The sequence below is a fragment of the Paraburkholderia sp. JHI869 genome (genome assembly GCF_038900775.1).
GTDB lineage: Bacteria > Pseudomonadota > Gammaproteobacteria > Burkholderiales > Burkholderiaceae > Paraburkholderia.
Genome location: NZ_JAYMSC010000001.1, coordinates 315368 through 334303 on the forward strand (window position 1 = coordinate 315368; position 18936 = coordinate 334303).

19 protein-coding genes are annotated in these 18936 nt (G+C 61.3%); 10 read left to right on the forward strand and 9 right to left on the reverse strand.

All coding sequences use genetic code 11. The features are described 5' to 3' along the window. Positions 1–244 precede the first annotated feature (244 nt). Positions 245–586: a hypothetical protein gene (locus VSR72_RS01460; RefSeq protein ID WP_342950625.1), complete on the reverse strand. Its 342-nt coding sequence runs from the start codon at positions 584–586 to the stop codon at positions 245–247. Positions 587–742: 156 nt separating this feature from the next. Here VSR72_RS01460 and VSR72_RS01465 point away from each other — a divergent pair, with 156 nt between their 5' ends. Both VSR72_RS01465 and VSR72_RS01470 read left to right on the forward strand, forming a co-directional pair. Then, the gene (locus VSR72_RS01465) at positions 743–1093 is read left to right on the forward strand and encodes a hypothetical protein (protein WP_342950626.1); all 351 of its coding nucleotides are present in this window, start codon (positions 743–745) and stop codon (positions 1091–1093) included. Between the two features lie 384 nt (positions 1094–1477). After that, positions 1478–2428: an acetamidase/formamidase family protein gene (locus tag VSR72_RS01470; RefSeq protein WP_342950627.1), complete on the forward strand. Its 951-nt coding sequence runs from the start codon at positions 1478–1480 to the stop codon at positions 2426–2428. Positions 2429–2653: 225 nt separating this feature from the next. On the opposite strand, the gene VSR72_RS01475 is transcribed toward VSR72_RS01470, so the two are convergent. Both VSR72_RS01475 and VSR72_RS01480 read right to left on the reverse strand, forming a co-directional pair. After that, positions 2654–3529 (reverse strand): NAD(P)-dependent oxidoreductase, encoded by an 876-nt coding sequence (locus tag VSR72_RS01475; RefSeq protein ID WP_342950628.1) that lies wholly within the window; start codon positions 3527–3529, stop codon positions 2654–2656. A gap of 45 nt (positions 3530–3574) precedes the next feature. Next, positions 3575–4171 carry a short chain dehydrogenase gene (locus VSR72_RS01480; protein ID WP_342950629.1) on the reverse strand — a complete coding sequence of 199 codons (597 nt, stop codon included), beginning with the start codon at positions 4169–4171 and terminating at the stop codon, positions 3575–3577. 346 nt (positions 4172–4517) lie between these two features. Here VSR72_RS01480 and VSR72_RS01485 point away from each other — a divergent pair, with 346 nt between their 5' ends. The 3 genes from VSR72_RS01485 (at position 4518) to VSR72_RS01495 (ending at position 7071) form a co-directional block, all read left to right on the forward strand. Next, complete coding sequence (locus VSR72_RS01485; RefSeq protein ID WP_342950630.1) at positions 4518–5213, forward strand: YfiR family protein; 696 nt, start codon at positions 4518–4520, stop codon at positions 5211–5213. Beyond that, entirely contained in the window at positions 5210–6478 is a 1269-nt protein-coding gene (locus VSR72_RS01490; RefSeq protein ID WP_342950631.1) for a diguanylate cyclase, read from the forward strand. Before VSR72_RS01485 ends, VSR72_RS01490 begins: the two co-directional genes overlap by 4 nt. Before the next feature lie 80 nt (positions 6479–6558). Continuing rightward, entirely contained in the window at positions 6559–7071 is a 513-nt protein-coding gene (locus tag VSR72_RS01495; RefSeq protein WP_342950632.1) for an OmpA family protein, read from the forward strand. Between the two features lie 279 nt (positions 7072–7350). Here the strand turns inward: VSR72_RS01495 and VSR72_RS01500 are convergent, their stop codons facing one another. The 4 genes from VSR72_RS01500 to VSR72_RS01515 all read right to left on the reverse strand — a co-directional run bounded on the left by VSR72_RS01500 (position 7351) and on the right by VSR72_RS01515 (position 12068). Next, positions 7351–8439, reverse strand: coding sequence for a branched-chain amino acid ABC transporter substrate-binding protein (locus VSR72_RS01500; RefSeq protein ID WP_342950991.1), 1089 nt, complete (start codon positions 8437–8439; stop codon positions 7351–7353). A gap of 551 nt (positions 8440–8990) precedes the next feature. After that, positions 8991–9923 carry an ornithine cyclodeaminase gene (locus VSR72_RS01505; RefSeq protein WP_342950633.1) on the reverse strand — a complete coding sequence of 311 codons (933 nt, stop codon included), beginning with the start codon at positions 9921–9923 and terminating at the stop codon, positions 8991–8993. Positions 9924–9934: 11 nt separating this feature from the next. After that, the gene (locus VSR72_RS01510) at positions 9935–10993 is read right to left on the reverse strand and encodes a proline racemase family protein (protein WP_342950634.1); all 1059 of its coding nucleotides are present in this window, start codon (positions 10991–10993) and stop codon (positions 9935–9937) included. Positions 10994–11093: 100 nt separating this feature from the next. Next, complete coding sequence (locus VSR72_RS01515) at positions 11094–12068, reverse strand: LysR substrate-binding domain-containing protein (RefSeq protein WP_342950635.1); 975 nt, start codon at positions 12066–12068, stop codon at positions 11094–11096. Between the two features lie 566 nt (positions 12069–12634). Between VSR72_RS01515 and VSR72_RS01520 the strand changes: the two genes are divergently transcribed. Continuing rightward, positions 12635–12832 (forward strand): hypothetical protein, encoded by a 198-nt coding sequence (locus VSR72_RS01520; protein ID WP_342950636.1) that lies wholly within the window; start codon positions 12635–12637, stop codon positions 12830–12832. Between the two features lie 598 nt (positions 12833–13430). Further along, positions 13431–14027, forward strand: a complete 597-nt coding sequence (locus VSR72_RS01525) for an NAD(P)H-dependent oxidoreductase (protein ID WP_342950637.1) — start codon at positions 13431–13433, stop codon at positions 14025–14027. 367 nt (positions 14028–14394) lie between these two features. Here VSR72_RS01525 and VSR72_RS01530 read toward each other — a convergent pair whose 3' ends face one another. Further along, a complete protein-coding gene (locus VSR72_RS01530; protein ID WP_342950638.1) occupies positions 14395–14967 on the reverse strand; it encodes a GNAT family N-acetyltransferase in 573 nt (190 codons plus the stop codon). Positions 14968–15201: 234 nt separating this feature from the next. Between VSR72_RS01530 and VSR72_RS01535 the strand changes: the two genes are divergently transcribed. From VSR72_RS01535 to VSR72_RS01545, 3 genes are all read left to right on the forward strand, one after another. Continuing rightward, positions 15202–15774, forward strand: a complete 573-nt coding sequence (locus VSR72_RS01535; protein WP_342950639.1) for a TetR family transcriptional regulator — start codon at positions 15202–15204, stop codon at positions 15772–15774. A 75-nt stretch (positions 15775–15849) separates the two neighbouring features. Further along, positions 15850–16731, forward strand: a complete 882-nt coding sequence (locus VSR72_RS01540) for an NAD(P)H-binding protein (protein WP_342950640.1) — start codon at positions 15850–15852, stop codon at positions 16729–16731. A 45-nt stretch (positions 16732–16776) separates the two neighbouring features. Next, positions 16777–17493 (forward strand): SDR family oxidoreductase, encoded by a 717-nt coding sequence (locus tag VSR72_RS01545; protein ID WP_342950641.1) that lies wholly within the window; start codon positions 16777–16779, stop codon positions 17491–17493. Between the two features lie 15 nt (positions 17494–17508). On the opposite strand, the gene VSR72_RS01550 is transcribed toward VSR72_RS01545, so the two are convergent. Then, a complete protein-coding gene (locus VSR72_RS01550; protein WP_342950642.1) occupies positions 17509–18918 on the reverse strand; it encodes an ATP-binding protein in 1410 nt (469 codons plus the stop codon). Positions 18919–18936: the final 18 nt, after the last annotated feature.

Below are 18936 nucleotides of genomic sequence, written 5' to 3' on the forward strand. Positions count from 1 at the left end.
CATTCTAATCCCGGACGGCGGCAGCATATGATTGCCGCGCGGCAGTCGCGATCTACCCGGCAACCGGGAGTCCCAGGGAAGCCTGCAGGCTACGCCGCGAAGACTGATTTTGAAATGGTGCAGGAACAGTGCTCGAAAAGAATCGCAGAAACATTGACGCATTGTGGATTCGTCCCTGGCCACACGCGAAAGCCCTGTCTCCGTCACCGTTCTGGCGCGCGCTGGTGGCTGCCCGAGACCGGCTTCAACGCAGCGCTTCCAGACGGCGTTGGCAGCGCAGGTCATCTCCACCTCGTCGATAGCTTTGCATGGCCTTGATCCGGTCCGGAACAGGGCTGCTGTTGTTTGCACCCCACACGCCTTCCCAGAAGAGCCCGAGATTGTGTGCCGATGCCTTGGAATCCTGTCTTGTGTGCCGCGAGCACGTGGCGGGAGAACTCTTCGACATCGAGTTCAGGGTCGATGCGACGCAACGGATGCCATTTCCGCTCGATGGATCAACCCAGCTTTCCATTTTCATGGTGAGCAATCTGTTGGTGAGGAATGCACCTGATGTTGGTGCACCTTTTCTCAACTTCCACTGCAACTTACGGATTCCGGTGCGGTCCCGTCCCGCACATTCCGGCAGCGGGCAAACTGTGGCGCGCAAGCGGCCCGAACCAGTTCTGCAGTTCCAGCCCGGAGAAAGCGGACGCCATGCTACCCTTGATCGACGCTAACACCAGCGAAGCCGCGCTCGAGGATGAACGATACATTCGAGTTTTCTCGGGATTTCGAGCCGTTCCCCGAAGACCTGCCGAGAAAGGAGTGGCAGACAAAGTCGCTCGATTGCGCCATGGCCGATTACTGGGTGGCAAGCGATGGACTTGTCGCGCGCCGACAGTTTCTGAGTGACGGTTACCTTGCCAGCAACACAGCCTCCTTCACCGCTTATTTGTTCCACTTCCGCAAAGGCGTGAGACTCGACCTGAAAGTGGTTGTCGCTCACGGTCGCATCCTGGAGCTTCGGCGAGAGCGCGAGCCCGAGGCGGGGGAAGCGGTGGATGAGTGGACTATCCCCGTATCGGGTCCCGACGCTGAACGTCATAAGTGATGCGGGCCGGATCGCAGATGACCAGATAAAGGGCTGGTGGCTGTTCCGCGCAAGTGAAGCCTGGCCAAAGGCCTCGATCTGCAATTGCGACCACCGCGGTGCTTCGCTCTCGCGCCGGCTTTCGTTTAAACGGGTCCCGCGCTGGCTGGTGGTGAACGCAGAGCTCACCCGTGGACGCGCGCCGACCACGAGCAGTTCTCCACAGCGCCGGGCAAACCCGTTCAGAACATCGAATCAGCGGCAAATCCCTGGGCAAAGCGCGGCACGCCATTCGGGCAACCTGACTTGGGAGTCAATATTCGTAATGTGCGCAAACGCACAGATAGTCGATTGACCTCGTGCTCTCGTTGTCGTTTGACCTGGCCGGCTTCCAGGAGGTAGGTAATGAGCGGAATACCTTGGGCGCGCCATTCAATTCATGAGCACCAGAGCCATTTTGGCTGGGACCAGTCGCTAACACCTGTGTTGACCGTGGCTCCCGGTGAAACGGTCGAGTTCTTTCCCGTCGACGCATCGGGTGGTCAGCTCACTGCCCGTTCGACCGTCGGCGAAATTGCGCGACTGGACTTCGCGAAGGTGAACCCGGTTGTTGGCCCGATCTATATCGACGGCGCGAAACCGGGCGACGCCGTCAAGGTCACACTGTTGTCGTTTGCTCCGTCGGGTTGGGGGTGGACAGCAAACATTCCCGGCTTTGGCTTGCTCGCAGATCAGTTTCCCGACCCCGCCCTGCACATCTGGAAATACGCAGCAGATCTGACGATCCCTGCCATGTACGGCCCTGGTGGACGTGTTCCCTTAAAGCCATTTTGCGGCACGATCGGCCTCGCCCCGGGAGAGCCGGGTTTGCACAGCGTGATTCCACCACGTCGTGTCGGCGGCAACATGGATATCCGCGACATTGGTGCAGGCACAGAACTCTATCTCCCTGTGGAGGTGGAGGGCGCGCTATTCTCGGTGGGTGACACGCACGCCGCACAAGGTGACGGCGAGGTATGCGGAACGGCCATCGAGAGCCCGGTAGCACTGACCGCGAAATTCGAACTGGTCAAACAGGCGAACCTCGCGTTTCCCCGCTTTACAACGCCGGGCCCTGTCAGCCGTCATCTCGATTCGAAGGGTTACGAAGTCACCACTGGCATCGGTCCGGATCTGATGGAAGATGCTCGGGCTGCTGTCACTGGAATGATCGACCTTCTGACGCGAGAACATCACATCAGCGCGATCGATGCCTACCTGTTGTGCAGCGTTTGCGCCGACCTGCGCATCAGCGAGATCGTCGACCGGCCTAACTGGATTGTCTCCCTCTACTTCCCGCGAATCGTATTCGAGTGAGCTCTCAAAAGCGGTTCGCCGTCGCCAGGCCGCCCTGTCGGTTACGACGGGGCGGTATGAGCGGTGCGCGGCCGCTTCGTTTGGCTGGACTAATTCGTAGCCGCACGGCAACCTGTCGACTGCCGCTCCTGTTGTCACTTCATTCGCGTCACCGCCGGTAACGCCAACTTGTTCAGGAAACCTGATTGTGGTGGAGTTGGTGAAGGTAGATTGCCGCTCACGCACTCACGAGGGCTTCGCGGCTTTTATCATATTGTCTGCCCGTAGCATGCCCGGCAAGGCCTCAACGAAAAGATCGGCCTGCAATGCCGCGCCAGGCTCGACGTCGTATTGCGAGAAGTCCCGGACGCCAGCCCCCAAGAGAACTTCGTCATCCAGAAAGAATTTTCCGGTGGACTCCCTTGATGGGCGCGTCAGAATGAAGTGGGCTGCGTCGGCAACGATCTCCGGCTTTCGGCACGCAGCGATCATCCGTGCACCGCCAATCTCGTTTCGAACGGCGGCAGTCGCAATCGCGGTTCTTGGCCACAGAGAATTCACGGCGATGCCACGGTCCTTGAACTCGCCAGCGAGCGCGAGCGTAAACAGGCTCATCGTGTATTTTGCAATGGCATATGCCGGGAAATCCTTGAACCACTTTGCGTCTGTGACGAGCGGTGGTGACAGCGTCAGAATGTGTGGATTAGGCGCATTGAGCAGGTGGGGCAGACAGGCCTGCGCACAGACAAATGTGCCCCTGCCGTTCACCCCGTGCATCAGGTCGTACCGCTTGACGGGTGTATCCAGCGTTCCCGTCAGGCGGATAGCACTCGCGTTGTTCACGAGTATGTCGATACCGCCGAATACCTCGATGGTCCTGGCAACGGCGTTCTTTACGCGCTCCTCATCACGGATGTCGACGACGAGTGGAAGCGCCTTTCCGCCAGCCGCTTCCACTGCAGCGGCGGCCGTATGTATCGTGCCTTCAAGCCGCGGGTCCGGGTCGGCCGTTTTCGCTGCAATCACAACGTTCGCTCCGTCGCGTGCCGCGCGCAGTGCAATGGCGAGTCCGATACCCCGACTGCCGCCTGACATAAATATTGTCTTGCCGGCGAGGTTCATGGTCATCTCCTCAATGCTTGGATTGGTACGACGGTGGCGCTGCTTTCACGCCTTTCTGACTGGAATGACCTGGCCTGTGATGTTCTCGACCAGGCTTCGCTTGTAGGCCTGGGCCACCACCGCGGCGGGAGTACCTGCCGAATAAGCCTGCCCCATCGCGGCAAGTGTTTCTGAAACCCAGCCTGGGCTGACCACGTTAATCCGTGTACCCCGCAATTCGAGAGCTGCGGAGCGGACGAACGCCTCGACCCCTGCATTCACGATGCCCACCACGGCACTCCCTGTGACCGGATGCAGGGAGAGAATGCCGCTGGTCAGCGTCAAAGACCCACCTTGGGTGACGTGTCCGACCGAGCACCGGACGAGATTGACCTGGCCCATCAGCTTGTTCGCCAGACTGAACCCGAAGTCTTCATCCGTCAGCGATTCAAGCGGTGCGAATTTCGCCGCACCCGCAGCGCAAATCACGGCATCAACGGCTCTGACCTGTTGATACATTGAGACGATGGATGCCTTCTCAGCGATGTCTACGAAGAGGTCCGGGCCATTTCGGCTTGCACCAATGATCTCGTGTTCGGGCGAGAGCAGTCGAACGATTTCCTTGCCGATCAGTCCGGTTGCGCCAACTATCAGCACGCGCATAGTTCCTCCTTATCCGGAACGGTCTCGCCAGCGCGGAGCGACGCATCGCATCGCATACGGCGCGGCGGCGAGCGAATATCGTACTACTGTCAGAGGCCACGCGAATGCGGCGCCTCGAACGTGCTGCACGGCAACCTGCACGGACGGTTTTGACCCGAAAATGTGCACGTCACTTCGCTGCAAAGCGGCAATCGTCGCTGGCCACGACGAAAACAGGTGTTTCCTACTGGTTGATTGTGCGACTTTGCGCCTAAGATGAATTTCTATGCGCACAAGCTGGTGCAGGCCCGCAAATAGCGGGAGCCAGAAGGCAGCGCGCGGATCGACGCCAAAAAGTGTTTTCATCATGGATGCGAACGTGCGCGCGGCGGGTGCCTGTCGTGCGTCTGCACTGAGGCCAGGGTGCGCGACGGAGATCGCCGCGCTGGCGACGTCTGGCCGGCCTGGCTGGTCGGCCTCGCTTCGCCATGTCCTGCTCGCATTGGCTTGCGCGCTGGGCGCGGCACCGGCTGCGCCCGCCGACACACCCGCCAATTCAGTCGATCCAGCCAACGCCGCGTACATTGCCGGCGCGAGCCGCACCGACCCCGCCGTTTCGCCACGCGACGCCGCCGTGCGCCGGGTCGTGCTGGGCATCATCAGCTTTACGCGCTGGCCGACGCCGCCCGCGCGCCTGCACCTGTGTGTGACGGGCCGGCCCGACTACGCGCAAGGCCTCGTCGACGCGCTGCAGGCCGGCTCGACGCCGCTCGAGGTACAGCACGTCCAGTTTGATGATTCCACCCTCGGCGCGACCTGCCAGGTCGTCTATCTTGGCGACCTGAGCGACACCGAGCGACAGCAGGTCAGCGCCGCCGTGGCTGGCCATTCTGTCCTGACAATTGCGGAACACGATCCGTCCTGCACCACAGGCAGCATGTTCTGTCTGAATGTCGATGGCGAACGCATAACGTTCGATATCAATCTCGATGCCGTGGCGCGCAGCGGCGTACGAGTCCACCCGAATGTACTCAACCTCGCGCGGCGGCCGGTGACGCCATGACACAGCCCGCGCCCCCCGTTTCCCCTCCGCCCACGCCGCGCCCGACGCTGGAAGGCGTATTGCGCCGCGCGCACCTGCGTCTGGCGTTCGTCGCCGTCACAATGGCCACGGTGTCGTTGATCATGGTCGCTGTGATCGCATTACGCGCCTATTCCGGCAACAACCTGAACCTGCTGGCACGCTCGCTCGGCTATACGGTCGAGGCGGCGTTGGTGTTCGGCGACCGTGTCGCAGCGACCCAGGCGATCGAGCTGATCGCCAAGGAAGAGGACATGGCTGAGATCGTCGTCACGGATAGCAGGAACCGGCCGTTCGCGGCATGGCAGGCGCCAGCCGCCAGCGCGATCGCCCGGCTCGAGCGGGCAGTCGCCGACGTTGCGCTGCCCGGACCCGTGACCGTACCGGTGCTGCATGACGGCATCGCCGTCGGTTACGTCGAAGTGCGTGGCCAGGGGCATCAGTTCTTCGGCTTCCTGCTCGGCGGCGTCGGCGGTATCCTGGCCTGCCTCGCCGTTAGCGTACTTGGCGCCTATGTCAGCTCGAAGCGCGTGGTGCGCAACATCGTCGCCCCGCTGCGCGCGCTGGCCGGCGTCGCCCACGCAGTGCGGCGCGAACGCGCGTTCGAGCGACGGGTCGAGCCCACTGCGATTGCTGAACTGAATCAGCTCGGCGACGACTTCAACGCCTTGCTCGATGAATTCGAAGACTGGCAAAACCACCTGCGCAACGAAAACGCCTCGCTCGAACACAAGGCAACGCACGATGCGCTCACCGGCTTGCCCAACCGTTTGCAGTTCGAGGTACGCCTCAAGCGCGCTCTCGACGAGGCCATGGTGACGGAGCAGCGGGTCGCCGTTCTCTATCTCGACTGTGACCGCTTCAAGGAGATCAACGACTGCTTCGGCCATGACGCCGGCGACGCGGTGCTGATCGGCATCGCGGCGCGGCTGCGCACGCAGCTACGCGAGGTCGATCTGGTCGCGCGCCTGGGCGGCGACGAATTCGCCGTGATGCTGGCGCCGATGCGCGAACTGGCCAGCGCCGCCCGTATTGCCGAGGACATCCTGTCCGGCATGGCGCTGTCGATCACGTTGTCCGATGGCCGCACGGTCGCCGCCATGATGAGCATCGGGATTGCGCTGTATCCCGATCACGCGTGCGACGCGACCGGCTTGCTGCGCGCTGCGGATGCGGCGATGTACCGGGCCAAGCGGGCGCGACCGGGCTCGTGGCAGTTCGCCGAAGGTGTTGCCGGCCCGGCTTGACGCGATGGCATGGCGCAACAGCCGGACCGTCGCAAGGATGCGAACCAGCGCGCGAAGCAGGCGCGCTCGAGGGGAATACGATGAAGAAAAACTCGTCTCCTGCAAGGATCTGGCGATCAAGTATTGTGAGCGCGCTGTTCCTGTGTTTGCTGCTTGCAGGCTGCAAAACGCCGCCGCTTTACCGCGGTCTGACGCAGAAGCAGGTCCAGGCACTCACGTCTGCGGGATTCGAGGAGACCGGGCAGGGCTTCGAGTTCGGCTTGACCGGACCCATCCTGTTCGACTTCGACCGCTATAACCTCAAGCCTGACGCCCGCCGGATTGTCGAGCGCATTGGTCACACGCTTACGTCGGCGGGACTCAACAGCGTGCGCGTCTATGGCTACAGCGACGGGGAGGGCTCGAACACCTATGACTTTGAATTGTCCAGACGCCGTGCCGAAGTCGTTGCGCTCGAACTCGTCGACGCCGGCCTTCCTGCCGAACACGTCGAGATCATCGGCAAAGGCAAGCGCGACCCGGTGGGCGACAACCGCACGGAAGCCGGGCGCGCACAAAACCGCCGGGTCGCGATTGTCGTCTCGCCGCGCTGAGCCGGCGCGGCGTTGCGTTTATGGCGGGTTGAACCGGCATCCCCAGGTAAGCATGGGCGGGGTAATGATGGCGCGGGAGAACGGTGCTGCATGACCCGGCGTCGGTTGGCCTAAGGCCGGCAGCAACGCCGATTTTCGACCCGTTGCTGCCGCTCAAAGGTTCCCAGTCGACCGGCCGTTGTATGGTGTACCTCGGACCTCTCGAGCGGTCGCGAGAGCTAACACGTACGATGAAGGCTTCGCGTACCATGGCGCACGAAGCCTTCGATTTTTCGCTGCCTATCTTGCGCCAATCGTTGTTACAGGGACCCATTTGCCGTTTTTAACCTGATACAGCGTTGAGGTGGGATTGGCCAAATCGCCAATCTTATCGAATGAAATGTGGCCTGTGATCCCATCATATTGGGTTGAGCGAAGCGCCGTCATAAAGACGGCCGGGTTTGTCGAGCCTGCCCTTTTCATCGCGTCGATGGCAATCCATGCACAGTCATAGGAAAACGGTGAATAAGTGAGGAGGTCCATGCCAAAACGCTTCTTGTATTTCTGGACGAATGCTCGGCCTGTCGGCAGAGAGTCAATCGGGCGTCCGTACTCCCACGCCATCGATCCATCCGCGGCGTCTCCAGCCGACTGGATAAAGACGGTATCCGCGATACCTCCACTTCCGACAAACTGGGTGTGCATTCCAAGCTGCTTCATGCGTTTTGCGATCAGTCCGGCTTGGGCATTGCTGCCAGAGAAAAACAGAAGATCTGCATTCGCACCCTTGATATTCGTCAGCAATGCGTTGAATTCAACTGCCTTGTCGTTTGTATACTCAGACGTGACGATCGATCCGCCTGCGGCCTGAACGGCCTTCTTGAATTCTTCGACGGCTCCTTGACCAAAGGCGGTGCGATCGTCCATCGTTGCAATTCGCTTTGCCTTCGTTACGGTAACCGCATAGTTGCCAGCATTGCCCGAGTTCTGGACGTCGGTAGCGATGATCCGGAAGACATTGGTCAATCCGAGGCGCGTAATCTGAGGATTGGTCGCAGCGGGATCAAGCAGTGGAATGCCGGCCTTCGCAAAGATGGGGGCGGACGGCAGGGCAACGCCAGAGTTGTAGTAACCGATTGTTGCGGCCACTCCGTCGTCGACCAGCTTCTGCGCCACCTGAACGCCAATTCGCGGATCGCCCTGGTCGTCAACGGAATCAAGTTCGAACTTGACCTCCTTCCCACCAATATTGAGATGCTGCGCATTCGCCTCTTCGATTGCGAGGCGTGCGCCGTTCTCCATGTCCTTGCCATTCGCAGCACCTATGCCGGTGAGCGGCGCAGAGATGCCAATCTTGACAACCTGTTGTGCAAGAGCCTCGCCTGTCATCCCGGAAAGGACAGTGGTGACGAGGATCGATAAGAGGGCTTTTCGCATGGCAGACACCAGTTCAATAAATGTTCAACTTGCCGAATTTTCAGACTAGCAGTGCAATTCGACGGGGAAAAATCAAACGATCTAATCCATCAAAGCTGAGCGTTTTCTCAGCACATTGACAGCGAAACACACTAAATATCGACCTGTCCACATCAACTGGTAGAGCACAATTGATGCATATTCCTACGGGCACTGAAAACTTCGGACATCGATTTTTCAGAAAACTGATACCTCACATCAACCAGATTCCGTGCTCCTCTTTCTCAACCCACCTCGCCACATCTTCGCGCTCAACGGGCTTATATCTGCATTACTAACTATTTAATTATTACTATCCGATGCTTCCCGAATGTCACGTGTTCCGGATTGAATCCGCACCGATAGAAACCGGTGGCCTTCATCTGCTTCAGCGTGTGATGCGAGCAATCGATACTTGTTGCTCTCCAGATAGTCGTGTCCTTCCAGGTTGCCGAGTCATTTCCCTCCTGAAGCCAGTCTTGTCGTTAGCGTGATTTCAATTGCTCGACAACATACTGGCTGATGATCAGGTCCAGGTGCGCACCGCCGGCATTCTTGTAAACCGTCCTGTCTCCGTCCGAGCGATGGAATGCCTGCATCCTGCACAGATCGAATAGATCGCCCTCGATGTCGCCTTCACAAATCACGCCCGCTTGCATAGGAATCTGGATGTCGCCCGACTGAGCAGCAGTCTTGCGGTCATCCACGAAGATCCGGGCACCCTGGAACACGTCGCAATCCGCCTCCTGCATGTCGGGCCGGTACCCGCCAACCAGATCCACATGGGTACCGGGACGAAGGAACTTACCCCGAATCATGGGCGTGGATGCGCTGGTGGCGGCCGCAATGATGTCTGCCTTGGCGACCGCGGCATCGAGGCCCTCGACAATCCGTACCCGGATGTTTCTCGCTTCGAGCGCCGAGCGGGCGGCTACCAGCTTCGACTGTGTGCGATTCCACAACAACACTTCGCGGATGGACGGCCGGATGTGCAGGTAAGCGTCCGTTAAAGACCGTGCAACCGGACCCGCGCCCAGGACCAGCAGGACCTCGCTGTGCTCGCTGCTTAGCATGCGTGCCGCCAGCGCGGAGTCGGCCGCGGTCTTCCATCGCGTGATTTCGGGACCGTCAAGCATGGCGACGAGACCCTTGGTACGCTCGTCCAAAACCAGAAACGCAGCCTGCTCCGTCGGTAGGGGTGGGTCGGCAGCGCCGTTGGCCCGATGGATCGAGGCGATTTTGACCCCAGCACCCATGCCCGGAAGAATCACGCCACGGCTGAACAGGCCAAAGCTCGCATCTCCAATGAAGTAAGCGTCGCCCATGGGCCGGGACCCGGAATGCCCCTGGTGTAACGCGTCAAGAACGCCGTTCCAGTTCAGCACCGACTGGATCTGCTGCGAGGAGATGGTCTGCATGCGTACCGTTCCTACTGTTTCGGCCAGATGTCCCCGAGGGTGTAGCCCTCCGGAAACGGATCGTCGTGATCCAGCACGATCGTGTTGATGCCATGGATCCAGCTAGTGCCGGCCAGTGTCGGTATCACGGCCGCCTGCTCGCCGATTCGAGTCGTCCCCACGAGGCTGCCAGTGAAGACCGTACCGAGGATTCCCTGGTGCCGGAACTCCTGATGCAGCGGCAATTCACCCTTGGCGTGCAGCACGGCCATCTTGGCGCAGGTGCCGGTGCCGCAGGGGCAACGGTCGATCGCGCCGGTCCAGGTGGCAGGATCGTCCCAGGAAAGCGGCCCCGTGGGCATGGTGACCGCGTTCTTCCAGTCTGCCCGCGGATCATCCGTCGGGCCCGAGAGCTGCGAAATGGTGATGCCGACGCCCGGATAGTCGGGATGCGCGACCGGCAGCTGTTCGATGGCGGCCTGCCGGATCATGGCCGAGACTCGCGTGATCTCCTTGCCATGCTCAGGCTTCAGTTCGAGCCCGGGAAACTGCTGCACGTCGGCAATGACGTAAAACATGCCGCCCCAGCCGACGTCCACTCGCACCTTGCCCAGATGCGGCACGTCGATCAAGGCATCGAGATGCGCGGCAAATGCCGGTACGTTTGTGAACTTCACGCTCTTGACCTTGCCGTCCTTGCACTCGGCGGTGATGCGGATGAGCCCGGCCGGCGCTTCCAACGTCAGCTCGGTCACCGGCTCCTGCATCGGCAGCATGCCCATTTCCAGCAGCACGGTAGCCACGGAGATGGTGTTACCGCCCGACATCATCGGGTACTCGACCTGCTCCAGGATGATGTAGCCGGCGTCTGCTTCCGGATGGCAGGGCGGCACGACGATATTGCAGCAATGGGCCGGGTAGCCCCGCGGCTCACGCAGCAGCAGCTTGCGCAGACCGTCGTCATTGGCCTCCAGCCATTTCATCTTGGCCTGGACAGTGTCGCCGGGAATGTGCGGGATACCGCCGGTCACAACGCGCATGGGGATGCCCGAATGGGTCTCCACGGCATGGATGCTTCTCTTGAAACCCATGTACTGATGTCCTCTTCCGGATCGCCGCGCCTGTGCGGCATGAAGAGAAATCTATGCTGGTTTCATTGGTAACCAAAACGACATTTTCTGCGGCAGTCCTTCAACTTTTGGTTGAAGATTGCAGCGCGAGTTGCTGCCTGATCCACTGGCAGAACCGTTTGCATACGCTGGCGTCGGCCTTGTCCTTCCGCACTGAAAGGTAATGGCCACGATTCCTCATCACGGTCTTGTGCGGCAGTGGACGCACCAGCTCGCCGCTATCGACCAGGTGTCCGACGAGATGATGCCAGCCCAGCGCCACTCCCTGATGTGCCAGCGCCAGTTGCACGATGGCCGGATAGTCATTGCTGGTGAACAGTTGTCGCGGCGTGTCTGCGCACCAAGGGGTGTCCACGTCGTGCAGCGCCAGCCAGACTTTCCAGTCGATATGCTCGGAGATCTGCGAACGGCCGTAGGCGCTGAGGTCCAGCAGCGACACGTTCAGCAGGTCTTCGGGCGACTCGATCGGACCATGGTTCTGCAGATATTGGGGGGTGCAGACCGGATAGACCTCGTCGTCGAACAGGTGCTCGCTGTCGTATCCGTCGCGCAAGCTGGCCAGTTTCGCGATGTACACATCCGGCCGCACCCCTCCTTCCATCGAGACGTAATTCTGCGTGGCCAGCACGGTGAGTTCGATATCCGGGGCGTCCTGAAGGAATTCGGGCAGTCGCCTGTGGAGCCATAGCGCCGAAAACGCTGGCGAACAGCATACGGTCAGGGTCTGCCTGGCGGGGATTTTCTTGCGCAGGCGTTCGGCGGCTTGATGAATATTGATCAGGGAAAGCTGGGCGGCATCCTTGAACATCTCCCCATCGGCCGTCAGTGCGACAGTCCTGCCTGAGCGGACAAAGAGCGCCGTCCCGAGGTAATCCTCCAGTTCCCGCACCTGCTTGCTTACGGCCGCCGGGGTCACGCTCAGCGCGTTGGCGGCCCCCGTAAAACTGCTGAACTTTGCGGCCGCGAGAAATGACTTGATGGCCCGCAGCGAAAGTGCGCCGACCAGGGTTTCGCTGATTTCGAATTGAGGCGCCATGACTATGTTGACCGGTCTGAGGGGAACTGCTTTGGTCGATGATACGACGCGAGCTCAGGGCGATCGAGTGGCCGCTTGCGGAAGGGCAGCAGCCGGCTCACTGTCATGGCGACGTATCAAATGAAAGCCTCCTTCTGGCCCGGTTCGCGACTTATCAGGCGAAACCGACGCGCACGCGATCTCCTATGCGCGCTTGTCCTCGCGATCAATTGCTGCAAATGCTTCGCGTAGTCGTGCTTCCTGATCGGAAAAGCGCCGTTTGTCGCGTGTGCGAAGCTTGCTCAGGTTTTCAATCTTCCAGCGTATCGCGGGCATATCGCGCAGATGGTTGTAAAGCATCAGCGCCCAGTCGGGGTCCAGACTCACGAGGGATAAAAGAAAATCGCCGTGGTTCGGGGATAGCGCGCGCGGCAGATCGCGATGAAGCTGCGCCTGGACTTCCTCGAGCTGGGCAAGGCTGACCTCGTCAACGTCCCATGTTTTCCCCGGCTTGCCCGCGCGTCTCCCCCGGACCGGCCACGCGGTCTATCATGATGGAGCTGCATTCTTCAGCGCAGGAGCCCATCATGACCTCCCATCCACCCGCCGGTCCGACCGGCACCGCTCCCGACGCCGCGCGCCCTTCCGCCGGTACGACTGGCCAGCCCGATCGGCCGGCCGGACAGACGGGCCGAAAAAATCCGGCCCCCGACGACCTGCCTGACGCCGACGCGGCCGAGCCCGAGCCTCACGAGCATCTCCCGTCCAGAAGCGACGACAACTGATTCGGCACCGCCGGTGCCGAGGCGTCGAGGCACGAGGCTCCGTCGCCTCGCGTCCGCTTGTCATCCACCTGCAACACCCGCCCGCCACGTCTTCCCGCGAGGACCGGCGGGTTCCTGTTGGTGCTCCCAGAACGGACAATTCTCCAGGCTCCAGTCCTTGCACTCGTCGCCACAACGGGTATCCCGGACCCGATACTCAGTCGAACAGAAGCGGTACTCGCGGATATCGGGTACCCGGTGCGTGCAAGCAGAATCCGGAGGCGGAGATGGACGAGGTCGCTCTTGAGGGATTTTGCGCGGACGCCGGCATGCTGTTACGGGACCAGCCGCGGGGTACCGCTGCGCGGCTCACGCAACATATCATCGCGTGGTGTAGCGGCCGGAACGTCGTTTTCTCACCTGCGCGATGTCCTGCGAGACAGCTCACTGTAGACCCGAATGTCACCAATGCGCCGCCTCAGCGCGGCTGAGCACGGATGATTGTCCCGCTGGTGCAACAATTCATCGCGCCCGGATGGATTTATCCAGTCCCGATTACCGCGGACAATGGCTTCACTCGCGCCACACTGTGCGCCCCAAACTGAAGCCTGAGACCACGATGACCACGATCCTGCAAATCAATTCCGCCGCCCGCTCGCAAGGCGCACAGTCGACGCTCCTCGTCAACGAACTGACGGAGAAGCTGCAACAATCGAATCCGGGTGCGCAAGTCGTCACGCGCAACCTGCAGGCCGAGCCGCTGCCGCACCTCGACGACGCCATTCTTGGCGCGTTCTTCACGCCGGCTGAGCAGCGCACGCCGGAGCAGCAGGCCATCGCCGCGCGCAGTGAAGCGCTCATCGCAGAATTGCAAGCCGCGGACGTTATCGTGATCGGCGCGCCGATGTACAACTTCGGCATCTCGTCGCAACTGAAGACGTACTTCGACTTCATCGCGCGAGCCGGCATCACGTTCCGGTACACCGCAAACGGCCCCGAAGGCCTCGTTACGGGCAAGAAGGTGTACGTTGTCACGGCGCGCGGCGGCAAGTATCACGGCACCCCGCACGACAGTCAGACGCCGTACCTGACGTCGTTCCTCGGCTTCCTCGGCATGACCGATGTGAGCTTCATCCACGCTGAAGGCCTGGCGATGGGCCCGGACGCAGCGAGCGCGGCGCTCGCTTCCGCCCGCCAGGCGATCGCCGCCGTGTAAGGACTGCCCGCTCGCCGCCGCCGCGGTGGCTCCGGAAGGCGGTGGGTCGATGCAGTGAAAAACGCCACTGGCTTGTGCCAGTGGCGTTTTTTCTTATTCATCGGCCGCCTTCGGCCCGTCGACAGCAGAGCGAAGTTCGTTGCAAATTCCTTTGCACGAACAAGCGGTTGCCCGCTGCAGACCTGTGCTGGTTGATGTGCTCATGCCAATCTCCTTTCGATTGAAGGGAGATCTAGTCTGACCCGTGGGCGCTACCCGACCGATAGCGGTCCTACCAAAGAGGGCGTGGATTGGTGCGTTTTTGAGCGATAACGGCCATTCGGCTGCGTAAAAATTGGCGCTTTGCTTATCATCCGTCCCAAAACGACTAGATCGAATTGGGAGTCCACTCAGCCTTCCCTGGGCCTATCGCAGGCGCCGCTCCCGGCTCGTCGAGATGGCATTCGAAATAGACGAGGTCGTGCCATTCGCCATGGAGATGCATGGCCCTGCTGGCTCGCCCAAACGCCACGAACCCGTTCCGTTCCAGGACACGCATCGACCCGATGTTTTGAGGCCGTACAATTGCCTCGACTCGCGACAAATTTAGCTCCTTTGCTGCAATATGGATCGCAAGCCTAACGGCTTCAGATGCATAGCCACGTCCGGCAAAGTGCTCTCCTATGCGATATCCAAGCGTCGCCTTGTTGAAATATGGGCGAGTAATGCTGACGAGATTGACTCTACCGACGATCGTATCGTCGAGCCAAACGAGGTACTGATAGGCTCGATCGGCGTCTTTATCGCTCGTTGCTCCTTCTATCGATTTGCGAACGGCGGAAGCACTGTAGTAGTCGTTAGCGCGAGCGTTAATCCATTGCTCGAAGTAGGCGCGGTTTTCGACCTCGAATGCCAGTAGCGCCTCGGCATCGCTCAACGTCGGGGGGCTGATTTTCAGCATGGCAGCGGAGATGGTTCGCGAGTTACGGATTGTACAACCGCGGTATCAGCTGTGGAGGGTGCAAAGTCCGATGGCCGGCGACGACTTCTTTCAGTGCGGAACGGCCGCTCGAATAACCAACGGGCACCAAAATAAAACGGTCCATCCTCGCGGTCCCACTGAAACGCGCCTTGACTTCCGTTTAGATGATGACTACCATCTAAAGCAACATCGAATCACGGAGCGCAGGTCATCATGAGGAAGTCAAAGGTCGAAACGGCGCAAACGCGCGAGCGCATCGTGGAAGTCGCGGCCGGCGCATTCAGGGCGAATGGCATCCACGCAACGGGCCTCGCCGACGTGATGGCCGCCGCGGGACTTTCGCATGGCGGGTTTTATCGCCATTTCGAGTCGAAAGATCAACTGGTTGCCGAAGCTTGCGAGGCGGGGCTTGCCGGCATCGTCGAAAATCTCGCCGCGGCCGCCGATGGCGCTACGGGCGAGGACGCGTTCCGGGCGGTCGTGGATGCGTACATGTCCACCGGTCATCGCGATGCGCGAGCGAACGGTTGCCCGCTTGCCGGCATGGGCAGCGAACTGGCGCGCGCGGACGACGCTACACGCACGGCGGCGACGCGCGGGTTCGGCGCGCTCGTGGACATGCTGGCCGCGCGCATGGCAACACCGGAGGAAGAGGCGGACCGCTCGCAGGCCGTGTTCGCGCTCGCGGCCATGATCGGCGCGCTGACCATGGCGCGCATCATCCCCGATCAGGACGCTTCCGCGTCGCTGCTGGAAGACGTGAGGCAACACATCGAAATGCTTTGAAGAAAGCTGTCGCCAGCGACTGGCGATTCAACTCGCTCTCATATGTGCATATGCACTATAAACGGAGGATTCATCATGCAACAGCGTAAATTCCTGATTACCGGCGCCACGGGCAAGACCGGCGTGCATGTGGTCAACAACCTGCTCGAAGCCGGCCATGCGGTTCGCGCAATGGTCCGTACGGAAGACGCGCGCAGTGCCGCGCTGCGTGCCGCCGGCGCCGAAGTCGTGGTGGGCGATCTGCTCGATCACGACGACCTGATTCGCGCCACTTCAGGCGTGACGGGCGCTTATCTCTGCTATCCCGTGCGGCCCGGGTTCATTCAGGGCACCGCGTATTTCGCGGACGCCGCGCGCCGTGCGGGTCTCGAAGTCGTCGTGGAAATGTCGCAGATTTCCGCGCGCGAACATGCGAAGAGCCACGCGGCGCGCGATCACTGGATCGCGGAGCGCGTGCTCGACTGGTCAGGTGTGCCGACCATTCATATTCGCCCGACCTTCTTTTCCGAATGGCTGATCTTCCCGTGGGTGCGCGACACCATCGTCGAGGAAGGGCAGATCACGCTGCCGTACGGCGCGGGACGTCATGCGCCGATCGCCGCTGTCGACCAGGCACGCTTCATCGCCACGGTGCTCGCGCAACCGTCGGGCCACATTGGCAAGGCCTACGAGCTTTGCGGCCCGGTCGAACTCGACCACCATGGCATTGCCGATGAAATCGGCAAGGTCATCGACCGGAAGATCGTCTATCGCCCCGGTACGCTCGATGAATATCGCGCGCATTTGCAAAAGTACGACCTTCCCGAGTTTGCTATCCAGCATTTCATTGAAGTCGCCGTCGATTACCAGAACGGCGTGTTCAAGGGTACCGATAGCATCATCGAGCAAGTCACTGGAAAGGCGCCGCAGACGGTCGAGGCGTTCGTTCGCGCCAACCGCGAGCTTTTCCAGGCCTGATTCGATCACTCGATCACTTTTCACTGCTAATTCAGGAGATTCAAAATGAAGATCAAGAATTCCGTTGTGTTCGTCACGGGCGCCAGCCGCGGTCTCGGACTGGCTTTTGCACGCGAAGCGCTTGCCCGCGGAGCTGCCAAGGTCTACGCAGGGGTGCGCAACCCGGAACGCTTTAGCGAGCCCGGCATCGTTCCCGTCAAGATCGACGTGACGGATCCGGCCTCCGTCACGGCGGCGGCGAAGATCGCGTCGGACGTGACCCTGCTCGTGAACAACGCGGGGATTGCGGAAATACTCGAGTCGCCGCTTGCGACAGAGGCGGAGGAGCAGGCCCGGCGCATTTTCGAAACGAACTTTTATGGCGTCATTCGCACGACCCGCGCGTTCGAGTCCGTGCTGCCCAGCGACGGCAACGGCGGTGTGATCAACGTGCTCTCCGATGTCACGTGGCGAGCCGTGCCGTTCCTTGCACCGTATTCCGCTTCGAAGGCGGCGGCCTGGAGTTATACCAACAACATCCGGCTGCACTTCAGGGCGCGCAATATCGGCGTGGTCGGCGTGCATGTCGGCTTCGTGGATACCGATCTCACCAAGGACTTCGACGTGCCGAAAGTCAGTCCCGCCGATGTCGTTCGCCAGGCCTACGACGCGCTCGAAGCGGGCGAAAGCGAAGTGCTGGCGGATGCGGGCAGCCGTGAGTTGAAGCAATCGCTTTCGGCTGCGGTGCCGGGGTATATCGACCCGTCGGTGCTGAAGGCATAAGCAGCACGGAGCCGGTCAATCGCCTCGCGGCAAAGTCAGATCCGCATCGAGCCCGACGATGCGCCCATCCACCACCCGGTTGCGCAGCATGAGCGTGCCGCCATGCGCGGCCGCTACGCTGCGCGCAATCGTGAGCCCCAATCCCGTGCCACCGGGCGCATCGCTGCTGCGTGAATCGATGCGGAAGTACGGCTCGAACACGCGTTCGAGCAGCGCGGCGTCGGCGATACCGGGCCCGTTGTCGCTGATGATTACGCGCACGCCATCGCCAACGTCGCTCACGGTGACGCTCGCCTCGCCGCCATAGCGAATCGCGTTGTCGAACAGATTCTGGAGGCAGCGTTTGAGGTTGCGCGCAAAGCCTGGAACGGGCGCGCGCACGCTGCCGGTCACGCGCGCGCGTTGGCCCTGTTCGCGAGCATCGCCGGCGAGTCCTTCGAGCATCGAAACGAGGTCGATGCGCTGGCGCGGCTCGGTGATCTCCACGCCCTGCACGGCGTCGAGCGTAGCGCGCACCATACCTTCCATGTCTTCGAGATCGCCGCGCAAACGCTCGCGCGAAGCCGGGTCCGGCAGCATTTCCACGCGCAGGCGCAAGCGCGTGAGCGGCGAGCGCAAGTCGTGCGATACAGCGCTCAGAAAGCGCGTGCGCGCAGCAAAGCTGTCGATCAACTGCTGCTGCATCGCGTTGAACGAGTGCGCCGCATTGCGCACTTCGCGCGGACCGGCTTCGGCAAGCGGCGCGCGATAAATGTTGCGCCCGAGCGCTTCGGCGGCCGCCGCGAAGCGGCGCAAAGGCGCGAGCGCAAAGCGCACCGCGACCATCGCGATCAGGCACACCGCTGCGAAGCGCAGCAGATAGATACGCAACAGGTAATCCATCACGAGCGCGCCGCGCTCGGTATGCATGCCCGCCTGGCCTTCGTTCGCGTGGATATCGAGCCATCCACGACCTGGCACTTCGAGTTGCACGTGAAAGTCGCCGGTGGGCATGCGCGAGTCGAACAGGCTCAGCACGCCGCCTTCGCGGCGCGCGCCGTCGCGCACCTGGGCGTCGATGAGATGCACGTCGATGGGCTCTCCCAGGCGCTTGCGGATCACACCCTCGATCAGCCCGGCGGTCGCACGCTGCGCGAGCGAAAGCGTGGCGGGCGTGGGCAGCGGCGCGCCCTGCACCCACTGCAGGCGATAACGGTCGTCGCCGAGCGTGCCGACGATCGCCTCGCGCGTCGCGGCATTGGGCGCGCGCTGGATCAGGCGCACCGTATCGGCGAGACGGCTGCCAAAGAGGCGCGCGGGAATTTCGAGCGTGCGGTTGTCGTGCGTTTCGAACCAGATCGTGCTGGTCAGCAATTGCCCCGCGAACATGCCCGCCGCGAGGATCACGACGAGGCGTCCGTAAAGCGTGTCAGGCCAGAGGCGCAACCTCGAAGCGAAATCAAC